Origin of the sequence: Sporolactobacillus caesalpiniae (assembly GCF_040513385.1) — a bacterium.
Lineage (GTDB): Bacteria > Bacillota > Bacilli > Bacillales > Sporolactobacillaceae > Sporolactobacillus.
This window is the reverse complement of the sequence record NZ_JBEVCB010000003.1, coordinates 428,324-449,421: the sequence shown is the minus strand read 5'-3', so window position 1 is coordinate 449,421 and position 21,098 is coordinate 428,324. Positions and strand designations below refer to the sequence as shown.

Genomic DNA, 21,098 nt, shown 5'->3' with positions numbered 1-21,098 from the left:
GTCACTTCCCTTTATTCGTCATATAGCTTAAATCCCGATACTCATCCAATGTGTGCACTTCCGGTGAAGGTTCGCCCTTAGCTGCCGAGAGTGTTGCTTCTATCGTGTCTAAACAGGTGTAGACAGGTACTTGATAGCGAAGCGCAAGCGCTCTGATCTTAAAACCGAAGGATTGCCTGTTGCGCCCTGCCGTTGGAATATTAAGCGCAGCAGTTATCTTACCGCTCGCCAGTTGTTTGGCCACTTCCGCTTCTTCATCGCTTACCTTTGTTATTCGAATACCCGCTTTAGCATAGTAATCCGCAGTTCCAGGTGTCGCCAAAATGTCGAAGCCGCGACTCTCAAGCTTTTTGATGAGCTTCAGACTCTCACTTCTCTGATTATCCGTCACCGAACAGAACACGGCTCGTTTCGTCGAATTTATTGAAAAAGGATTGGCCTCGTTCAGATAAACACCCTTCATAAAGGCTTCCTCAACCGTCCGTCCCATGCCAAGCTGTTCGCCTGTCGATTTCATTTCCGGTCCCAGTACAGGATCGACGCCTTTCAGTTTCGTAAATGAGAATACCGGAGCCTTCACCGCATAAAAACCAGGCCGCGGGCAATAGCCATTGGCGAGATCCAGTTTATTCATACTTTGACCCAGCTGAACACTCACCGCTTTTTCAACCATCGGAATACCAGTCACTTTGCTTATGATCGGAACCGTCCGCGAAGCGCGGGGATTCACTTCGAGTACAAACACTTTCTCCGCTGAAATCACGAACTGAATGTTGATCAATCCCTTAACATTCAGGCTTTGGCAGATCTTACGCGTATCTTCTGCAATTTCATCCTGTACCGCTTGATTGAGGCTGAAGGATGGAAAAACAGCGATGCTGTCGCCTGAATGGACACCCGCGCGTTCAACATGTTGGAAAATGCCGGGAATCGCTGTCGCTTCCCCGTCGCTAATCGCGTCGACTTCGCATTCTACACCGGGCATATATCGATCGACCAGTAAAGGAAATGACTGCGCATTTAAATTGCGTTCACTGTTGATATAGGCATCGAGTTCCTCTGAGTGATGGAACAAGAACATGGATTGCCCGCCGATTACGTAAGAAGGACGAACGAGTATCGGATAGCCGAGCTGTTCACCTGCCGCAGGCAAGTCTTCAAGCTGATGAACCGTTTTTCCTTGAATATGCGGAATGTCGAGCGATTGCAAAAGTTCATAGAATTGCTCCCGATCCTCAACACGGTCGATACTTTCAGTTGATGTACCAAGCACCTTGATGCCGGCCTGCTCCAGTGCCTTGGCCACATTTACGGCTGTTTGGCCGCCGAACTGGACAAGCGCGCCTTGAACCTTTTCCTTCTTCGCAACATGCAAGATGTCTTCAATCGCCAGCGGTTCGAAGTATAATCGATCGGCAATGGAATAATCGGTGCTGACGGTTTCAGGATTGTTGTTGATCACAATCGCTTCATAACCGTTCTTCTTCACCGCCATTGTCGCTTGCACCGAGCAATAATCGAACTCAATGCCCTGTCCGATTCGGATCGGCCCTGAGCCGATGATCAGAATCTTCGGTTTGTCACTGACGGGGGCTTCATCTGCGCCGAACCATGTGGAATAATAATAAGGTGTCTGCGCTTCGAATTCTCCCGCGCATGTATCGACCAAGTGATACGAAGGCGAAAGGCCGGCACCCGTAACACGAGCGTCAATGTCTTTTAAAGAAGTATTGAGCAGCTGTGCAAGACGCTGATTTCCAATGTTCATCCATTTCGCTTTTTCGAACTCAGCAACGGTTATTTCGGACAGATTTTTTTCGGCAAGTTCTTCTTCAAAAGTAACAATCCCGTAAATCGCGTTCAAGAACCACGGATCAATCTCAGTAGCCTGATTGATGTCCGCGACCGACCGTCCTCTTCGGAAAAGTTCACTGATCGCGAGCAGCCGCAAATCCGTCGTATTTCTCAGGTGTTCCTCGAGAACATCGTCCGGTTGTTTGCTAAGTGCCTTACTTTCAAGTCCGGTAAAGCCCATCTCCATGGAACGAACACCTTTATTCAGTGCCCCTTCAAAGGTCCGATCAATGGCCATGACTTCTCCGGTCGCTTTCATCTGAGTACCGAGACTTCGATCAGCCTCGGTGAATTTATCAAAAGGAAAACGTGGAATTTTCACGACAATGTAATCAATCGCCGGTTCAAAGGATGCGTACGTCGTCCCTGTAATCGGATTTAAAATTTCATCTAAGTGGAATCCAATCGCACATTTGGCCGCCATGCGTGCAATAGGATATCCGGTCGCTTTGGAAGCCAGCGCCGACGACCGGCTCACACGCGGATTCACTTCAATAATCGCATAGTCATCTGAATTTGGATTTAAGGCGAACTGAATATTGCAGCCGCCGACGATCTTCAGCGCACGAATTATTTTCAGCGACGCGTTTCGCAGCATTTGATACTGCACATCAGACAATGTCTGCGAAGGTGCTACAACGATACTGTCTCCAGTATGAACACCAACCGGATCCATGTTTTCCATATTACATACAATAATGCACGTGTCGTTGGCATCGCGCATGACTTCATATTCAATTTCTTTCCAGCCCTTAATGCTCTGCTCTATCAGCACTTCATGAATAGGACTGAGCGTCAACCCCCGGTGAAGCACAAGATTAAGATCCTGTTCGTTATAAGCAAAACCGCCGCCGGAACCGCCGAGCGTGTATGCCGGACGAATGATGACCGGATAGCCGATTTTATTAACAAAAGCCAGACCGTCATCATAAGAGCGAATAATTCTGGAATCAGGAATCGGCTCCTTGATTTCAAGCATCAGATCCTTGAATAATTCCCGATCCTCTCCATGTTGGATCGAATCGACTGAGGTGCCAAGCAGTTCAACATTGTATTTTGCAAGAATTCCTTGTTCATAGAGAGCAACTGCAAGGTTCAGACCGGTCTGTCCGCCCAAGGTACCAATGAGTCCATCCGGACATTCTTTAGCAATAATCTTTTCAATTGTCGCAATCGTCAATGGCTCAATATAGGTTCGGTCTGCGATCTGATCGTCGGTCATAATGGTCGCCGGGTTGTTGTTAATCAAGACAACTTCGATGCCTTCCTCTTTTAGGGCGAGGCAGGCCTGCGTACCGGCATAATCAAATTCTGCCGCTTGCCCGATCACTATTGGGCCGGAACCTATGACGAGCACTTTTTTAATGTCAGTACGTAACGGCATGAGTCACTTCACCTTTGTTCTGTTTAATCATATCAATAAATTTCAAGAAGATCGGGTGGGTATCGTCCGGCCCGGGATGCGCTTCCGGATGGAACTGAACCGTCTCAATTGGGAGCGTGTTGTGGCTCAATCCTTCTACCGACCCATCGTTAACATTAAGATAGCTGATGGAGAAATTTTGCGAATTCACGCTTTCCTTCTCGACCACATAGCTGTGATTTTGCGAAGTCATCCAAACTTTTCCCGTTTTCAATTCCTTAACCGGATGATTGGCACCGCGGTGACCGAAAAGCAGCTTGCCTGTCTTCGCACCATAGGCAAGTGCAATCAGCTGATGACCGAGGCAAATGCCAAGCGTCGGATAACTTGACGTGATTTTCTTAATCTCTCCAAAAAGCGGCTGCAACTGAATCGGATCACCCGGTCCATTGCTCAGCATTACCCCGTCCGGCTGCAATTCCGCAATGGCTGCGGAACTCGTGTCAAAAGGAACGACCGTTACCTTGCACCCTTCAGCCAGCAGCGCCTTCAGCATTGATTTCTTATAGCCATAATCGATCAGTGCGATATGCGGCCCTTCTCCTTCATAGACCGTCATTTTGCTTGTCGAGACTTTGGCGACCATATCCTGAGGCAGCGGCTGCTTCCAATCAATCAGAGAAAAATCAGGAGAGTCACTGATGGCGGCTTTCATTGTCCCGCGCTCGCGCACCGCTTTTACCACAGCACGGGTATCAATAGTCGCAAGTCCTGGAACACCTGATTGCTTCAACCATTCATCAACTGTTTTAATGGATTGATAATGGCTCGGCAGCTCGCAAAGATTGCTGAACAGCACGCCCTGCATTTGGATCTTGGCATTTTCATTATCCTGCAAATTGACTCCGTAATTTCCAATCAGCGGATAGCAGAACGTCATGATCTGTCCCGCATAGGATGGATCAGTCATAATTTCTTGATAGCCGGTCATACTGGTGTTGAAAACAAGTTCGCCAATCACAGATGAAGAAGCGCCAACGCGTACCCCCGGGAAAAGTTGGCCCGACTCCAGAAGCAGATATCCTTTTTTCATCATCAGCAGCCTCCTAATTATTGTTCTTTTAATACATCGTCAAAAGCTTCGATAAATTGATCAATTTCCGCCTCGTTGGTCACAAGCGGCGGTAAAATACGCAGTACATGCTTGCCTGCCGTCAGAATGAGCACGTGATGCTTCTCTCTCATTTCATTGACAATATCTAAAGCCGGTGCAGATGTTTCCACGCCGATCAAAAGGCCAAGACCGCGGACAGCAATCAATTGATTCGCATATTTTTCTTTAAGGTTAGTCAATTTCTGGTTAAAATAAGCCGCATTCTTCACACATTGAGCAATAACATCTTGTTTCTCAAAGGTTTCGATGGTCGCCACTCCTGCCGCCGTTGAGAACGGATTGCCGCCGAATGTCGATCCATGAGTCCCCGGGGTGAGCAACTGGGAAATATGTTTTTTTGCTAGGAACGCTCCGATCGGAATCCCTGAGCCAAGCGCTTTGGCTACTGTCAGAATGTCCGGTTCAATGTCGTACTGTTCATAGGCAAAAAGCGTGCCGGTTCTGCCCATACCCGTCTGCACTTCATCGACAATCATCGGAATGCCTTTTTCCTTGCACACAGATGCGAGCTTCTGAACCCATACTTTATCCGCAGGAATCACTCCGCCTTCGCCTTGAACCATTTCCAGCATGACAGCGATACATTCGTCATCTGTTGCAATGGCATCGATATCTGCTTCATCATTATAGGGAAGGTATTTGAATCCGGAAACAGGCGTTCCAAAACCACTGTGTATTTTTTCCTGAGCAGTTGCCGCCATTGTCGCGAGCGTCCGACCGTGGAAGGAGTGATCAAAGGTGACAATATGTCCCTCCGGTTTGTTCAGCACTATAGTCGCGTATCGGCGCGCCAATTTAATCGCGCCTTCATTTGCTTCCGCCCCGCTGTTACCAAAGAAAACCTGGTCACAGCATGTGCGATCAGTCAGCATTTTCGCGAGTTTCTCTTGCGGTCCGATATGATACAAATTGGAACAGTGCCATAGTGTATCGAGCTGCTTCTTCAGAGCTGACTCTACAGCATCCGGAACATGGCCAAGTGCGAGAACAGCGATCCCGGCTGTAAAATCGAGATACTTTGTTCCTTCACTGTCCCATACATAAGTTCCCTTGCCTTTTTCAATAGTAATTGGAAAACGTCCATAAGCACTCATCACCGGTGCGATTTTTTCTTCCGACTTTGTATTAAGCATGGAGTACTTCCTCCTCAAGGAATATTTTTGTTCCGACTTCAACGCCCTTAGTATAATCAACCAGACATTCCGGCATCATACCATTCACAATGACAACTTCCTGGACGTTATTCTTTAAACTGTCCACCGCTGCCTTCGCTTTCGGAATCATGCCGCCGCTAATTTTCTTGGATTCAATCAGCCGCTCAATTTCCAGATCAGAAACTTGTTTCAGACGTGTAAGCGTCCCATCTTTTTCAACGAGGATGCCAGGGACATCACTGATGAAACATAGTTTCCCATTTAATGCCGCCGCAATCGCAGAAGCCGCCTGATCGGCATTTATATTGTAATGTTGACCTTTATCGTCCATGGAGATCGGAGAAACAACCGGAATATATCCTTGCTCGCAGAGATTGGTGATTATTGATGAATCCACCGAAGTGATCTCACCGACATAACCAAGCTTGGAAAGCGCCAGCGGTTTGGCCTTGAACAGTCCGCCGTCAATGCCGCTTAATCCAAACGCTTTGCCGCCGGAAGCGCCAATTTTGGAAACAATTTGTTTATTCATCGTTCCGCTAAGCACCATCTCCGCAACATCGAGTACTTCCTGAGTCGTCACCCGAAGACCATGATGAAAAACCGTCGGGATGGCTAGTTTTTCCAGCATCTGTGAGATTGCCGGACCGCCGCCATGCACAATGACCGGCAGCCACTCGCCCTCCGCCTGGATCGCCTGTATGCTTTTGAAAAAGGCCGGAGTCAGTCGTTCAAAAACGCTTCCTCCACATTTAATCACCAGATAACGGTTCATTGTTGTCCTCCTAACATCATTTTCTCTCACGAACGATAAGATGCATTAATTTTCACGTAATTATAAGTAAGGTCGCAGCCCCAAGCGACCGCTTTACCAAATCCTTCACCAAGCTTGGTTTTAATGACGACGCTATCCCCGTCTAAATACGCCTTCGCTTGTTCCTCATTAAAGTCAACCGGCATGCCGTCCTTGAAGAGGACAATATCGCCAAGCGCCATGGACACTTTGTTGGTATCGAAGTGTTCACCGCTGTACCCCATAGCGCAAATCACGCGGCCCCAATTGGCGTCACTGCCGAATACTGCCGTCTTCACAAGACTTGAGCCAATAATGGATTTGCTGATGATTTCAGCGGAATGATCATCCTTAGCTCCGCTCACCTGCACCTCAATCAGCTTCGTCGCTCCTTCGCCATCCCCGGCAATGAACTTAGCAAGACCTTGACACACATGCTCCAGCCCATTCAGGAACGTTTGCCATTCCGGATGCTGCTCGTTCAGCTGATGATTCTCGGCCTGTCCATTTGCCAGCAGCAGCACCATGTCATTTGTACTCGTATCGCCGTCAACGGTGATTCGATTAAATGTTTGATTAACAACTGATTTCAGCGCTAAGCTTAGTGCGTCGGGTTCCACCGCCGCGTCGGTTGTCACAAATCCAAGCATGGTAGCCATATTCGGGTGAATCATCCCCGAACCCTTGCACGCGCCGCCGATGGTCACCTTTTTGCCGTCAATTTCGAACTGAACAGCAAGGTGTTTCGGTTTCGTATCCGTTGTGAGGATCGCTTCTTCGAATGGTGCTTCAGGCGCGTCTAAGACGATATCTGCAATACCTTGCTCCATTTTATCCATGGGCAGCTGCATGCCGATGACTCCTGTTGAAGCCACACCAACAAGATGATCAGATACACCTAGATGTTCGGCCATCCACTTTCTCGTCATGAACGCATTGTCGATTCCTTGCTCGCCCGTACATGAATTGGCGCTCACCGTGTTTACTAGAATCGCCTGAAGTTTCTTTTCTTTTGCAATGCCGGCCTGAGTAACTTGTAACGGCGCAGCCTGAAACACGTTCGTCGTGTAAACGCCTGCCGCCGAGGCAGGAACTTCTGAAAAAATCCAGCCCATATCCGGACGTCCTGTTCTCAGTCCTATATTCTGACCGCCTGTTTTAAAACCCTTTGGAGATCCGACACTGCCATCTTCTATGTGAATGATTTCTGTCTTCTTAAAAGTTTCTTCCATTTCTCTCGCCCTCTCACGGATAGATCGGGGTGAACGCGAGTCCCGCCTGTTCATCCCAGCCCTTGATAATATTCAGATTCTGCACTGCCTGACCGGCCGCGCCTTTAACCACATTGTCGATTACTGAAACGATGGTGAGACGCCTGGTTCGCCCGTCGACATTCAATCCGATATCACAGAAATTTGAACCCAGCACTTCTTTTGTCGCCGGCCAAGTTCCAAGCGGCCTGATCCGAACAAAAGGCGATTTTTCATAAAACTTTTCGTAGTGTTCCAATAACTCTCGTGTTGAAAATCCTTTTTTCAAGTTCGCGTATGTGGTGCATAACAGCCCGCGCGTCATCGGGATCAGATGAGTGGTAAATGTGATCGCATTTTTTTCTCCGCTGATCTCTGAGATCATCTGCTCAATTTCCGGCGTATGCTGATGCTGACCAAGCTTATAAGCCTTCACATTCTCATTGACCTCGCAGAACAAGTTGCCCAGCGCCGCTCTTTTGCCCGATCCGGAAACGCCGGACTTCCCATCAACGACGATTGATTGTAAATCAATCACGTCGTTTTTCAGCACAGGAGCGAGACCAAGCAATGCGGCTGTCGGATAACAGCCGGGATTCGAAATGAAGGTTGCTCCCTCAATCTGAGGTCGGTTAATCTCCGCCAATCCGTACACCGCGTCATTCAGCAATGCCTGGTCAGCAGGATCCTTATGATACCAGTCCGCATAGTCCTGCGGATTCTTGAGCCTGAAGTCCCCGGAAAGATCAATACAGATTAACCCGCGTTTAAGGCATTCAGGAAGCAGGTCCTTGCTGACGCCGGCAGGAGTCGCAAAGAACACGACATCCACTCTTGCCGCAAGTTCATCCGCATCAAATTCCTCCAAAGTTTTTTCAACAATACCATTTAGATGAGGATAGATGCTTTGAATCTCCATGCCTTGTGTCGAATGAGCGATCAGCATCTCCAATTTGATTTGCGGATGATTCAGCAACAGGCGGATCAATTCCACACCGCTGTATCCATTTGCGCCTACAATTCCTGCCTTCACTTGCAAAGCCTCCAATAACCTGCTTATTTTCACTCGGTGTCTTATTAACGCTTCAGAGAGATAAATTAAAACGATAGAATACGTCCACAAATAAGGTGTCCGACGCAAAATTAAAAACGCCCGCCTCTTTTCTTGAAGAAAAGAGACGAGCGTTGATCACTATGCCCGCGGTACCACTCTGATTATCCCCATATATGGAAGTTCAAAAATGATTAATCCAAAAGGGAATCTGCTTAAGACTCTGTAACGGGAGTTCCCGGACAACCCTACCTATTATTCAGGCTGCCGCCTCCGAAGTGCGGTTCACAGTTTCACTGCACCGGCTCTCATCAACCCGGCTCGCTTGAGCAGCGATTCACTGTTACTCTCTTCTTCACTGGTTTTCGTAAATAATTAGTCACTATTTCTAACTTGTGTGATATTCATTATACCTTGTTCACTAAATATGTCAATCCTTATTTGCAAATTATTTTGTAGTTAATGTGTTTTCGCTTCACAAGTAATTTATTCCACCACTCAATCTTTTAGAAGCACTTATTTTTGTGAAATCCTTGGCTTGCCCCCCCTGACAGAAATGCTGTAGCGAAAAGTGAATATGATATAATAAAAAGGCTTGTTTAAAAATGAATATACTCCTGATTTAAGGTTGGTGACGTTCTTGATTCAATTATTGATCGCGGTTATTCTTGGCGCCGTTGAAGGGTTAACCGAATTTGCGCCGGTTTCTTCAACCGGGCATTTGATTCTCGCTGCTGATTTACTTCACTTTAGAGGCGATACCGCAAAAACCTTTGAAGTTATTATTCAATTAGGATCCATAATGGCAGTAGTTGTCCTCTATTGGAAAAGACTGTGGAGCCTCTTTGGTTTCTACAAAAACGATCCTAAAAGCGGACCTGAGCATCTGAATCTCTTGCATATCATTGTCGCAGGTATTCCCGCCGGGGTTCTCGGCATTCTTCTGCATGATTTCATTAAAAATGTTCTTTTCTCGCCGCAAAGCGTTCTCGTTGCTCTTGTGGTCGGAGGTATTTTAATGATCATTGCCGAAAAGATCGCTGCAAATCACGTTGGCGCCGGAACGAAGGAATTGTCCTATGGCCAAGCCTTTGTCATCGGACTGTTTCAATGTCTGTCACTCTGGTCCGGATTTTCACGTTCCGGATCGACCATCGCAGGCGGAATTATCGCCGGTGTTGAACGAAAAACAGCTGCGGAATTCTCGTTCATTCTTGCCGTACCGATGATGATCGGTGCGAGTGGCGTCGATTTTATAAAAAGTCTTGAGTTCCTGCATGTCAGTGATATCCCGCTCTTTGTGGTCGGTTTTATCACCGCGTTCATCGTAGCGATGTTCGCTATTGTCTTCTTCCTTAAGCTATTGCGACGATTCACTCTTGTACCTTTCGCGATTTACCGATTTATTCTTGCAGCAGTATTTGCACTCTATTTAATTTTCTAAGAGATTGATTGTAATAAAAAATGGCCGGAGAGATGTGTGATCATTCTCTCCGGCCATTTTTCTAACCTATAATTTAATTCGCGTATTCCGGGACATCAAAGATTAAGCTGTACTTAGAGATCGTGCTATACATGCTGTCAATCATTGGAGTCTGCTTGACCGCCCAACCAACATCTGTTGCGTATTGATGTGCGGCACTCCCTACAGCAAGTGCTTCTGGGTTCCAGCGCATCTTATACAATGTGTCTTGGCGGTATGTTGCATTGTAAACATAGTATTTCGCAATCCAGGCAGCTCCGCCTTCGATCGCTTTCGCAGGCGTGGTCCATCCTTGCTCGTAAGCATATTTCGCCCCGCTGTTAACCGCACTTCCGTCATACGCGCCGATACCGAACATGTTATAAACCGTTGTACCATTATAGCTGACACCATTAGCCAGCGTCGAACTGCCGTTGCCTGTCTCAAGCAGAGCATGGGAAACAAGATACACTTCATTCACTTTGCTCTCATTAGCCGCGCTTATGAAAGCTGCGCCCTGTCCTGACAAGATTCCTCTGCCGCTAAGCATCTTATTCATATCACTCAAGGAAACATTTGTTAGTGACGACAGCTGCAAAAATTGGTAGTACTCAATACTGCCCTTGGCAAAGTTTTTCGGATTGAGATACTGCGCTATAGAAGAACTGCTGTTCACGCTTTGTTCCTTCGCCAGCGCTTGTCCAAATGACAGCGGATAAGTGGTTGTTATATAAGCCGCATTGCCATCCTGAATGGTCGTTGTCGTTTCGTTTTTCAAATAATCTCCATAAACATAACCGTCTTTTCCATCATAGCTGATTTTCTTCCAGCCATCAGGTCCATCGGCAAGCAGCTCTACTAGTGTGCCGGCCTTAAGCACACTGTAACTTTTATATGAAGTTCCGGGACCTTGTCGAAAGTTCACTCCTGTTGTTATTAAACCCATTGTTTTCGACGATTGTGATTCGGACGAATCGCTGTCCGATGAAGCATCACTCGATGTGTCGCTTGACGGCTTTTTCACATAATCAGCCGATACATAGGCCGTGCCGCCGTTGTATTTGATCTTCAGCCAGTCACCCTCGGTTTCTACGACTTCCACACTGCTTCCTTTTTTCAACGTTGTCAGCAATTTGCCTGAGGTCGACGCACCGGAGCGGACATTCAAATTTGCCGTTGTCGTTCCCGTATAAAGCACCGTCTCGCTTGCGCTGTCAGATCCGGAGCTATTTTCACTTGACGGCTTTTTCACATAATCAGCCGATACATAGGCCGTGCCGCCGTTGTATTTAATTTTCAGCCAATCACCCTCAGTTCCTACGACTTCCACACTGCTTCCTTTTTTCAACGTTGTCAAAAGCTTACCCGAGGTCGATGCGCTCGATCGAACATTCAGATTCGCCGTTGTCGTTCCCGTGTACAGCACCGTCTCGCTCGCGCTGTCAGATCCGGAGCTGTTTTCGCTTGACGGCTTTTTCACATAGTCTTTCGATACATACGCCGTGCCGCCGCTGTATTTGATCTTCAACCAGTCACCCTCGGTTCCTACAACTTCCACGCTGCTTCCTTTTTTCAACGTTGTCATGATTTTGTTTGATGTTGACGCGCCGGAGCGGACATTCAGATTCGCCGTTGTCGTTCCCGTATAAAGCACTGTCTCACTTGTGCTGTCAGATCCGGAGCTGTTCCCGCTTGACGGTTTTTTCACATAGTCTTTCGATACATACGCCGTGCCGCCGTTGTACTTGATCTTCAGCCAATTTCCGCTCGTCCCTACGACTTCCACGCTGCTTCCTTTTTTCAACGTTGCCATGATCTTGTTCGACGTTGACGCGCCGGAGCGGACGTTCAGATTCGCTGTTGTCGCTCCTGTGTACAGAACGGTTTCATTGGAACTGTCGGAGCTTGGCGTACTGCCCGCATTCTTCACGTAATCGCCGGACACGTACGCGGTGCCGCCGTTGTACTTGATCTTCAGCCAATTTCCGCTCGTCCCTACGACTTCCACACTGCTCCCTTTTTTCAACGTTGTCAGCAATTTGCCTGAAGTCGACGCACCGGAGCGGACATTCAGATTTGCCGTTGTCGTTCCGGTGTAAAGTGTTTGTGTGTTTGCCGGCGTACTCGTTTCAGAGGCTGAACCTGTTTTTATGTAATCCGCCGAAACATAAGCAGATCCATCTTTATATTTAATTTGAAGCCAGCCGTCGCCTGTTTTCCCGGTAACCGTCACAGTTGTTCCTTTCGTCAACGTCTTTAGGACCGTCCCATTTGTTGAAGGCAACAGGCGCACATTTAAATTCGCTGAGGTCACACCTTGATAATTAGTTACCGATTGTATCGACAATGTCGGCGTGGCAGTTGCCGTCTCAGATACACGTTCTACATAATACCCGTCAACATAGGCAGTACGACCTTCATATTTGATTTTCAGCCAATTTCCTTTTTCACTCTTCTTGTCTATGCCAACTACATCAAAAGTCTGATTTTTCTTCAACATACCGATTTGTTGCTGCTCTGTGCCGGGTGTGCTTCGGATATTCAAATTCGTTTTTGCTTTTCCCTGATACGCTTCAAATGTATCCGCTGAAGCATGAGAAGGTACTCCTGCGACTGCGGCAACAGCCGCCGCTGCTGCGAACGTGCCGACAATAGTAAAGTTACGATTTGGGCTCAATGTAAGCCACCCCCGAATATGATAAATGATATATTATATTTTTACTATTATATCGGTAAGATATGGAATTTGTTTAATGGATTAAGCTGATAGAACGGTATTTTTTTAATAGTTCATCGTCAACAAGCGTTATTTAATAGGTGTCAAGGCACGGGTATATTATTACATTGGCATTAATGCAAACGTTTTCTAATCAGGATGCATTGGTTAACTCGATTCTTGCTTTATATTTATAATTCTATTTCAATACTATACTATCATTATTTTCGCATCATGATCTTCCTAATTGATCCAAATACAGAAAAAAATTACTTGTAGGTTGATCGCATCATTATTTTCCGAAAAAAATCAACTAGGAAAAGGACAGTTCTCTATTTTTATATACCCCAAAATTCATAGGTGAAACGAAATGTTCAAGATTGATTGGATCGCCCGAAAACCGCAAAAAAAAAAGCCCGATTCGGACTTTTCACCATCTTCATTGTTCAGATGTATAGGAAATGGCTTGATTGCCAAACTGCTTCCATGCTTTAATAAATGCTTGCTTGTCGGACTTGCTTCCCGGTCCACCGGCAAGCGGGTCATTAAAATAGACATTATGTTCATCAAACCCAGTCAGTAAAACTGAATGTTCTCTGAAGGTGATGCGCATCGTTCCTTGTCTGGTACGCCACTCCTGCCACGCGCTATCCGGGATTGGCTGAAAATTAATGCTGGTAATCGTCCAAACCGGTTTGCCTGAAACTAATTGCGTTTCAATTGCAGACCATGGTTTTCCGGACAAATCAATGACTCGGTTGCCCAAATAGTTTCGCGCAAGATCTGCAACTGGTCCATGGTACACCGCCAATCCCGGATTTGCCCGGCTGCCATGATACATGTTGCCGACAAATCCTTCGTTAGGATTACCCTTAAAACCTCCTGATTGGAACGGCACTTTTTTCATTTTAGCGGCCAATGTCAACTTGTCCACTTTCACTGAGGCGGATTGAAGCAGCATCGTCAAGCTTGTGACTTCACAACCGTTCGGCAACTCAGGTTTTTGACTGACATAGGGAGCGGTCAGTCTCTTTTCTGCTACGACCTGCTTTTTTGCGCGCTTGGGTTGTAGTTGCTTTATCGGTTCACTTTTTTGTTCGCTTGTATTCTCATTGCTGGTTTGCCGCGGTTCAGTATCCTGTGATTGCGTTTCATGATCATTTCGATTTTGTACTAAAAGCGAGATGAAGAGCACGCATCCGACCATAATTACAATCATTAACACAGCCGATATATATTTCTGCATACGCATTAATAATCCCCTTGCGTCTTTTATTGATTTTGACGATCCATAAATTGAAGCAGATGGTAGATTGTCTCAATCGTCGGCACCTCTGCGGCGCATTGTTCAGCCGTTTGAATCACGAAGCCTAGAATCGCGTCTAATTCCATGGCGCGCCCGTTCTCAAGATCTTGGAGCATCGACGTTTTATGATTCTGAATCTTTTCGTCGGGGAACAGCAGGCCGGCCTTATATTGCTCTCTGATCGCAATTCCGGACTTCTCAGCGACCGACAAAAATTCTTCGCTGACCCGCTTCAACAAGCCGTTAAGATCCGGATCCTTCAACGCTTCACCGACACGGGTTCGTGTAAGTGCGGTCAATGGATTATATGTGATGTTCCAAAGTAATTTTTCCCATTTGATTTGACGAATACAGTTTGAAATTTGAACAACAGTTCCCGCGTGCAGAAGTGCCTTTTCCAATTCATAAAGTTTGCTGTTTTTTTCAGCATTTTCTTGCCATTCACCAATGACCAGCTTTCCATCACCAACATGATTTACCACGCCCGGTGCTTCTCGAATAATTGAAATAAATGCAGAGCCTCCGACAATATGATCCGCGCCAAATACTTCCGCCAAGCGCTCCTCATTTCCGATTCCGTTGAGCAGGCAAATCACCTTTGTTTTCGGTCCCACGACAGCACGCAATTCAGGGATCACTGCTTCTAGAGCTGTTGATTTGATTGCTAGGAGAATAAAATCAAATGTATCGTCTTTTGCCAACTGCTCCGCATCACTTACGTTAACAGGAAGAGAAAAATTGCCACTAATGCTTTTAACGACAAGCTCATGATTACGCAAACGTTCAAGAGTTTGTCCCTTAGCAATAAATGTCACATCCATCTTTTCCTTTGCCAATACTCCGCCATAATAGCAGCCGATTGCTCCGGCTCCCAACACCGCAATTTTCAAAAAAACACGCCCCATTCCCTGTGTTGAATTCTATCTCCTGCTGCAGTTCACAAGTCTATCTCTATGTTACTTTTTATTCTACAGTATTTCATCCGTTTTTTCTCTCGTAGTAACATTCGGGCTGCGCCTCACTATTTTTTGGTATACTGATCAGTGGCTGTGTTTTTGAAGGAATTGACTGGACCATAAGAGAATAATTGAGTTGATCTGAATTTACGAGAAGCAGGTGAATAAAATGAGTGAGATTATTATCTATTGCGACGGCGGATGCCGAGGCAATCAGGATGACCATAATGTAGGCGGCTGGGGCGCGATTCTAAAGTATGGCGATCATGTCAAAGAACTGCGCGGTGGATTGCGCAACACGACGAACAATGTGATGGAGCTTACAGCAGCGATTCGCGCTCTTGAATCATTAAAAACGCGACAAATTCCAGTTTCTTTTTATATTGACAGCGCCTATGTTGTGAATGGCATGAACAGCTGGATCTCCGGTTGGATCAAGAAGGGCTGGAAAACAGCCGCCGGGAAGGCGGTCAAGAACAAGGAGCTCTGGATGCGTCTGAATGAACTTGCGCAGATGCAGGAAAAGATAGCGTTCAACAAGGTCAAAGGCCATCACGGCGTCGAGTATAACGAACGGGCCGATCAGCTCGCCAATCTTGCAATGGATGATTTGGAAAAAGATAATTGAAAAACAGGGAGCCCTGCGTAATATGCAGAGCCCCCTGTTTTTTTGTACCGACTAGCAGTTCATGCCAATCTCATTTCCGCTCCAAACGGCATTCATAATATTCGCCGCCTGATACGCGTCGCCAATCAGATACAAATCCGGAACCTTTCCGTTCAGTTCATGATAGAGTCTCTGATCCGGCTTAAAGCCCACAGAAATGACGACGGTATCTGCGGTCACGGCCTGTCTGCGAAAATGGGTATTCGTTAAAACCGCACCTTCATCGGTGATTTCAGTTAGTGAACTATTTGTAGTTACAGCTACGTCATATTTATTAAGTAAATCAATGAGCATGATCTTGTTCATATGCGGAATCGGTTTGCCTCCGCCATTGCTGAGAATTTTATCCTGTGCCTCAACAATTGTCACTTTTTTACCTTTTTGCGCCAAATAGAGCGCCGTCTCGCAGCCAACAAGTCCCCCACCGACAATCAGGACATTGTCGCCTGCTTGTTTCTTACCGCTGAGAATTTCAATCGATGAGGCGACTTTATCCTTATCCGCACCGGAAAGATTTAAATGAACCTCGTGCGCACCGGTGGCGATGATGACAACTTCAGGCTTTTCCTTATTAACAAGCGCTTCATCGACCTCTGTGTCGTAAACAATGGCTATATTCAGTCGCTTCATTTCATTTTTGTACCATGCGATCAATCGTCTGTCATCGATTTTAAAATCCGGCGTCGATGCAGGAATAATCTGCCCGCCCAGTGCCCCGCTCTTTTCATAAAGTGTCACTTGGTGTCCGCGCAACGTCGCCATGCGTGCGGCTTCCATCCCGGCAACACCCCCGCCGACAATCAGCACTTTTTTCGCTTTGCATGCCGGCTTTGGTTCATAGTAGCGTTCTCGTCCGCATGCCGGGTTTACGGCGCAGCTCAGCGGCTTGCCTTCAAACCCGCGTCCCAAGCAGCCGACATGACAGCCGATGCATGGCCGTATTTGTTCAACCTGATGGTTCAGCACTTTCTTCGGCCAGAATGGATCGGTTAAAAGTGGACGGCCAAGCCCAATCATATCTGCCGCATCCTCATCTAGCGCTTTTTCTGCTACATCAGGAACGCCTAATTTTCCGGCAACGATGACTGGAATGCTTACTGCTTCTTTCAACTTCTTCGTATACGGGAGGTACAGCCCCTCTTTCTGGTAGATTGGCGGATGCGACCAATACCAGGCATCATAAGTTCCCATATCAGTGTTCAATTCATCGTAACCAGCTGCCTCCAAAATTTTTGCAGCTTCAATTCCCTCTTCCAAGTCGCGTCCCTTTTCCACATAATCCTCATCGGGTAGGCCGCCTTGGCGCCAGTCCTTAATACAGCTTTTAACACTGTAGCGAACTCCAACAGGATAATCTTTACCGCATCTTTTCTTAATGCCTTGAACGATCTCGATCGGAAGTGTCAGGCGTCCCTTGAGATCGCCACCATATTTATCCGTCCTTCTGTTAAACAGTGCCAAGGTAAACTGATCAAGCAGGTAGCCTTCGTGAACCGCGTGGATTTCCACGCCATCAAAGCCTGCTTTTTTTGCAATGTCTGCGCTTTCAATAAATCGCTGCACAATCCATTCGACCTGCGCAGTTGTCAGTTCATTGCATGTGACTGATGGTTTCCAATAGTTTGGAATATTCGACGCGGAAACAGGAGGCGCGGTCAGCAAAGCGCCCGGAACACCGCTTCGTCCGAAACCCATCGTCAACTGCAGAAAAATTTTCGCCCCGTATGCGTGAACGCGTTCCGTCATTTCTGCAGAAGTCATTAAAAAACGTCCCGGATTCTCTGAGACAACAGGAATAATTCCTGAAACAACCTTGTCCAATTTATTCTCAACTTTTGTGATACTTGTGATAATTAAACCTGTACCGCCTTTAGCCCGCTCGACATAGTAGTCGATCGCACGCTGACTGTAACACCCTTCATTGTCGACTAAACCGAAAGCGCCCATTGGAGCCATCGAGATTCGATTCTTCACTTCCAGTTTTCCAATTTTCATAGGCTGAAACAATGATTCATACATCATGTGCTGCCCCCTCAATTTGGATTCGGATCACACATCCGTTATAACACTGCGATTAGGACATGTATGTTAAAAAATTCACATTTTATGTAAACGTTTTCAAATAAGCAGGAAAAATTATTGCACAGTAAAGACTGACTGCGCAATAAAACAATGCATGATTAAAGCACAGGAGCCACTGATTTTGCGTTGTTCCGGCGAAAAATATCAGCGATCCAGCGAAAGGATCAGCATTGCTTCGGTTTAACTTTTTCGTGGTCAGTTACGATTCTGTCTCAATTCGGTTCTACTTCCCTCTCATTAGGTTCGACTTCTATTCTTCGGTTTGACTTTTCGTGGATTGGATACAACTCCTGGAATCAGCTACGACTTTTGAGCGTTTAGATACAACTTTTCGTGGACTGGATACAACTTCTGGATTTAGCTACGAGTTTTGATCATTTTGTTACTACTCGTGATTTAGCTACTTTCCTCTCATTCGGTTCGACTTTCCCGGTCTTGGGTTCTACTTCGAATTCATTCGGTTCGACGTTTTCTTTCTTCGGTTCAACCCTCCCTATCTGGTGGTCTAGCATCAAACTTTTCGAGCGTTCGGCCTAATATCTATTTGATTCGGCCTATCTTTCCCACTTTTCGGTCTAACTTTCTCCTGCTCTTACGCGGTTATTGTGCTTCGTCCGTCTCCTGTTCGGGAATGAAGGTGAAGATTCATTCTTCCGGGCGCACGCAAAAAAAGATACCGGGTACGACTTTTCCACCGGTATCTCGCTATTCCTATTGAACCTGCAAGACAACTTTTCCTTTGTTCATCGACTCGTTCACATCAATAACACGCTGATTGGATGATCCGCGGAACTTCAGCTTCAAGTTCCGCTTTGTTAGATCAAATGGTCCGTCCACAAGCACATCGATTTGGTCAAGCATTTCCCGCCGCTCCGAATCCTCAAGCAAATCTTCATAGAGAAATCCGGTCCAGCACCAAATGTCCTTGCCCGGGCACTCGCTCTTGACGCGCTCGACGAGTTTTGTCAAGGTATCCGGGTGATCAAACGGCTCGCCGCCAAGCAGCGACAATCCCTGAACATTTTTGCCCGAATCCTTTAAATCATTGATGATCGCATCTTCAATCTGATCTGTATACGGCTTACCGAAATCGGGATTCCAAGCAACTGCATTCCAGCAACCCTTGCAATGAAAATGGCAGCCGCTGACAAACAGAGAATGCCTGACTCCCGTCCCATTCAAAAAATCAAAGCGTTTATAATCCGCATAATTCACTTTATTCACACTCCGAACAACTCTATTAACTCTGCTGCTTTTCGCGGCTATTGATTTCCTTCAAACGTCCCTTGATCGGTTTGCGTTGAATGACAGAACCAAGATAGCCGCACAATCGGCGGATACAGGAAGTCGTTTCCGGATTATGGTTGCCGCAGCTTGGGCATTGGAAGCCCGCTGCCGTTGATTCGAACTCGCCTTCATAGCCGCATTCATAGCATTTGTCGATCGGCGTATTCGTACCGAAATAGCCGATGCGGTCATAGGTGTAATCCCAAACCGTCTCCAGTCCTTCAGGATTGTTCACCAAGGATGGGAACTCGCAGTAATGAATGAAGCCGCCACCCGTGTACGGTTCATAATCCTTTTCAAAATCAATTTTCTCAAATGGATTGATCTTTTTGCGCACATCATAATGAAAACTGTTCGTGTAGTAATCTTTATCTGTAATATCCTTAATACTGCCAAAATGCTGTTTGTCCAGTCTGCAAAAACGGTCGGTCAAGCTCTCTGACGGTGTCGCATAGACACTAAACGCGTAACCCGTCCTAGTGCGCCATTCATCCGCAACCGCTTTGAAGCGTTTCACAATATCGAGTGTGAACTTTTTGGCAGCAGGATCGTGCTCCCAATCCGGTCCGTAGAATACCGTCGTCGCTTCATAAAGCCCGATGTAGCCCATGGATACGGTCGCGCGGCCATTTTTGAAAATGTCCTGTACCGGATCGTCTGCCTGCAGCCGTTTGCCGGTTGCGCCGTATTGATAGAGAATCGGTGCGTTTTTCGCTTCCACATTATCGAGTGTATGGATCCGAAAAAGCAGCGCGCGGCAGACAAGGTCAAGACGTTTCTCAAAAAGATTCCAGAAAGCAGTTTGATCACCGCTTGTTTCAATGGCGATCCTCGGAATATTGAGGGTAACCACCCCCATGTTGTTGCGCCCGTCCGTAATGTACTGTCCGTTTTCCTTATAGGATGGGAGAAATGAGCGACATCCCATCGGCGCTTTGAAATCCCCGGTCACCTCAACGATTCGGTCATAATTCAAGATATCCGGATACATCCGTTTCGTCGCGCACTCCAATGCCAGCTTCTTAATGTCGTAGTTTGGATCGCTTTCATTAAGATTCAACCCACGTTTGATCGTAAACACGAGCTTTGGGAACACCGCCGTTTTGTGATCGCGGCCCAGTCCGATAATTCGCACCTTTAAAATCGCTTTTTGGATCTCACGCGCAAACCACGATGCGCCAAGCCCGAAATTCAGTGTAAAAAACGGTGTTTGTCCATTACTTGAAAACAACGTGTTAATTTCATATTCAAGCGACTGCATCGAATCGTAGATTTCTTTCCCAGTCATGGAATAAGCATAGCGTTCTTGTTCTGCAGGATCCGAGAACCATTCCTTCGCCGTTTGCAAATATTTATGGAAACTGGTTTTCGCATAAGGCTCTAATACTTCGTCCGCGCGGTTGAATGATGTGCCACCATAAATATTCGAAGACACATTGGCAACGATCTGAGCAACAAGCGCGGTCGCGGTTTTAATTGACTTTGGCTGCTCCACGTCCGCGTTGCCTATTGAGAATCCATTTTTCAACATGCCTTTAAAGTCAATCAGCATACAATTATACATTGAGAAAAAGGGCGAATAATCAAGGTCATGGAAATGAATAATCCCCTGTTTATGCGCATCGGCAAATTCCTTCGGCAAAATATGGCGGAGCGCATAGTCCCTTGCCGCCACACCTGCGAGCAAATCGCGCTGCGTATTAAATACTTTTTCGTCTTTATTCGCATTTTCATTGGCAACATATTCATCCATATTGATTAAGTCGCGAATTTTATCATCTAATGTTTTCTCTTTAAGCATCGGTTCTTTGATCATTTTTACCGCCCCCAACATCTTGCTCTAAAAATAATTATATAACAATATATAGTATGCTCAATATAATTTTAACACAATATGTAGATTTGATGTACTTTTGTGGGATTATAGAGTGGAATCGGTGCTTGAAAGGGACATGCTCCTGAGAGGGTGAGAAAAAGAACAAC

Annotated in this window: 14 protein-coding genes and 1 other annotated feature; of the genes, 2 read left to right on the top strand and 12 right to left on the bottom strand. The window is 46.5% G+C overall.

Features of this window, described 5'->3' with window-relative positions:
• Position 1 precedes the first annotated feature (1 nt).
• Genes carB through argC form a run of 6 tightly spaced genes read right to left on the bottom strand, consistent with a single transcriptional unit; the run spans position 2 to position 8,621 of the window.
• On the bottom strand, positions 2-3,238 hold the full coding sequence (gene carB, locus ABWW58_RS08105) for a carbamoyl-phosphate synthase (glutamine-hydrolyzing) large subunit (protein WP_353868629.1): 3,237 nt from the start codon (positions 3,236-3,238) through the stop codon (positions 2-4).
• Positions 3,222-4,310, bottom strand: a complete 1,089-nt coding sequence (locus tag ABWW58_RS08100) for a carbamoyl phosphate synthase small subunit (RefSeq protein ID WP_353868691.1) — start codon at positions 4,308-4,310, stop codon at positions 3,222-3,224. Before ABWW58_RS08100 ends, carB begins: the two co-directional genes overlap by 17 nt.
• A gap of 17 nt (positions 4,311-4,327) precedes the next feature.
• A complete protein-coding gene (locus ABWW58_RS08095) occupies positions 4,328-5,524 on the bottom strand; it encodes an aspartate aminotransferase family protein (RefSeq protein WP_353868628.1) in 1,197 nt (398 codons plus the stop codon).
• Complete coding sequence (gene argB, locus ABWW58_RS08090) at positions 5,517-6,320, bottom strand: acetylglutamate kinase (RefSeq protein ID WP_353868627.1); 804 nt, start codon at positions 6,318-6,320, stop codon at positions 5,517-5,519. Before argB ends, ABWW58_RS08095 begins: the two co-directional genes overlap by 8 nt.
• Before the next feature lie 26 nt (positions 6,321-6,346).
• Complete coding sequence (gene argJ, locus ABWW58_RS08085; RefSeq protein ID WP_353868626.1) at positions 6,347-7,570, bottom strand: bifunctional glutamate N-acetyltransferase/amino-acid acetyltransferase ArgJ; 1,224 nt, start codon at positions 7,568-7,570, stop codon at positions 6,347-6,349.
• 13 nt (positions 7,571-7,583) lie between these two features.
• Positions 7,584-8,621, bottom strand: coding sequence for an N-acetyl-gamma-glutamyl-phosphate reductase (gene argC / locus ABWW58_RS08080; protein ID WP_353868625.1), 1,038 nt, complete (start codon positions 8,619-8,621; stop codon positions 7,584-7,586).
• Positions 8,622-8,759: 138 nt separating this feature from the next.
• Positions 8,760-9,007, bottom strand: a binding site (T-box leader).
• A 272-nt stretch (positions 9,008-9,279) separates the two neighbouring features.
• Here argC and bacA point away from each other — a divergent pair.
• Positions 9,280-10,083, top strand: a complete 804-nt coding sequence (gene bacA / locus ABWW58_RS08075; protein WP_353868624.1) for an undecaprenyl-diphosphate phosphatase — start codon at positions 9,280-9,282, stop codon at positions 10,081-10,083.
• A 73-nt stretch (positions 10,084-10,156) separates the two neighbouring features.
• Here the strand turns inward: bacA and ABWW58_RS08070 are convergent, their stop codons facing one another.
• The 3 genes from ABWW58_RS08070 to ABWW58_RS08060 all read right to left on the bottom strand — a co-directional run bounded on the left by ABWW58_RS08070 (position 10,157) and on the right by ABWW58_RS08060 (position 15,013).
• The gene (locus ABWW58_RS08070) at positions 10,157-12,778 is read right to left on the bottom strand and encodes an SH3 domain-containing protein (RefSeq protein ID WP_353868623.1); all 2,622 of its coding nucleotides are present in this window, start codon (positions 12,776-12,778) and stop codon (positions 10,157-10,159) included.
• 478 nt (positions 12,779-13,256) lie between these two features.
• Entirely contained in the window at positions 13,257-14,069 is an 813-nt protein-coding gene (locus ABWW58_RS08065) for a C39 family peptidase (RefSeq protein ID WP_353868622.1), read from the bottom strand.
• A 20-nt stretch (positions 14,070-14,089) separates the two neighbouring features.
• A complete protein-coding gene (locus ABWW58_RS08060; RefSeq protein ID WP_353868621.1) occupies positions 14,090-15,013 on the bottom strand; it encodes a ketopantoate reductase family protein in 924 nt (307 codons plus the stop codon).
• A gap of 235 nt (positions 15,014-15,248) precedes the next feature.
• Between ABWW58_RS08060 and rnhA the strand changes: the two genes are divergently transcribed.
• Positions 15,249-15,707 (top strand): ribonuclease HI, encoded by a 459-nt coding sequence (gene rnhA, locus ABWW58_RS08055; RefSeq protein WP_353868620.1) that lies wholly within the window; start codon positions 15,249-15,251, stop codon positions 15,705-15,707.
• Positions 15,708-15,758: 51 nt separating this feature from the next.
• Here rnhA and ABWW58_RS08050 read toward each other — a convergent pair whose 3' ends face one another.
• From ABWW58_RS08050 to nrdD, 3 genes are all read right to left on the bottom strand, one after another.
• Positions 15,759-17,768: an FAD-dependent oxidoreductase gene (locus ABWW58_RS08050; protein WP_353868619.1), complete on the bottom strand. Its 2,010-nt coding sequence runs from the start codon at positions 17,766-17,768 to the stop codon at positions 15,759-15,761.
• A 771-nt stretch (positions 17,769-18,539) separates the two neighbouring features.
• Complete coding sequence (gene nrdG, locus ABWW58_RS08045; protein ID WP_353868618.1) at positions 18,540-19,043, bottom strand: anaerobic ribonucleoside-triphosphate reductase activating protein; 504 nt, start codon at positions 19,041-19,043, stop codon at positions 18,540-18,542.
• A 25-nt stretch (positions 19,044-19,068) separates the two neighbouring features.
• On the bottom strand, positions 19,069-20,931 hold the full coding sequence (nrdD, locus tag ABWW58_RS08040; RefSeq protein ID WP_353868617.1) for an anaerobic ribonucleoside-triphosphate reductase: 1,863 nt from the start codon (positions 20,929-20,931) through the stop codon (positions 19,069-19,071).
• Between the last annotated feature and the right edge of the window lie 167 nt (positions 20,932-21,098).

Excerpts from the sequence above, each read along its gene's own strand:
- carB (WP_353868629.1), bottom strand. The coding sequence starts at position 3,238 with ATGCCGTTACGTACTGACATTAAAAAAGTGCTCGTCATAGGTTCCGGC.
- argB (WP_353868627.1), bottom strand. The coding sequence starts at position 6,320 with ATGAACCGTTATCTGGTGATTAAATGTGGAGGAAGCGTTTTTGAACGA.
- ABWW58_RS08065 (WP_353868622.1), bottom strand. The coding sequence starts at position 14,069 with ATGCGTATGCAGAAATATATATCGGCTGTGTTAATGATTGTAATTATG.
- ABWW58_RS08095 (WP_353868628.1), bottom strand. The coding sequence starts at position 5,524 with ATGCTTAATACAAAGTCGGAAGAAAAAATCGCACCGGTGATGAGTGCT.
- nrdD (WP_353868617.1), bottom strand. The coding sequence starts at position 20,931 with ATGATCAAAGAACCGATGCTTAAAGAGAAAACATTAGATGATAAAATT.
- ABWW58_RS08100 (WP_353868691.1), bottom strand. The coding sequence starts at position 4,310 with ATGAAAAAAGGATATCTGCTTCTGGAGTCGGGCCAACTTTTCCCGGGG.
- ABWW58_RS08050 (WP_353868619.1), bottom strand. The coding sequence starts at position 17,768 with ATGATGTATGAATCATTGTTTCAGCCTATGAAAATTGGAAAACTGGAA.
- argJ (WP_353868626.1), bottom strand. The coding sequence starts at position 7,570 with ATGGAAGAAACTTTTAAGAAGACAGAAATCATTCACATAGAAGATGGC.
- rnhA (WP_353868620.1), top strand. The coding sequence starts at position 15,249 with ATGAGTGAGATTATTATCTATTGCGACGGCGGATGCCGAGGCAATCAG.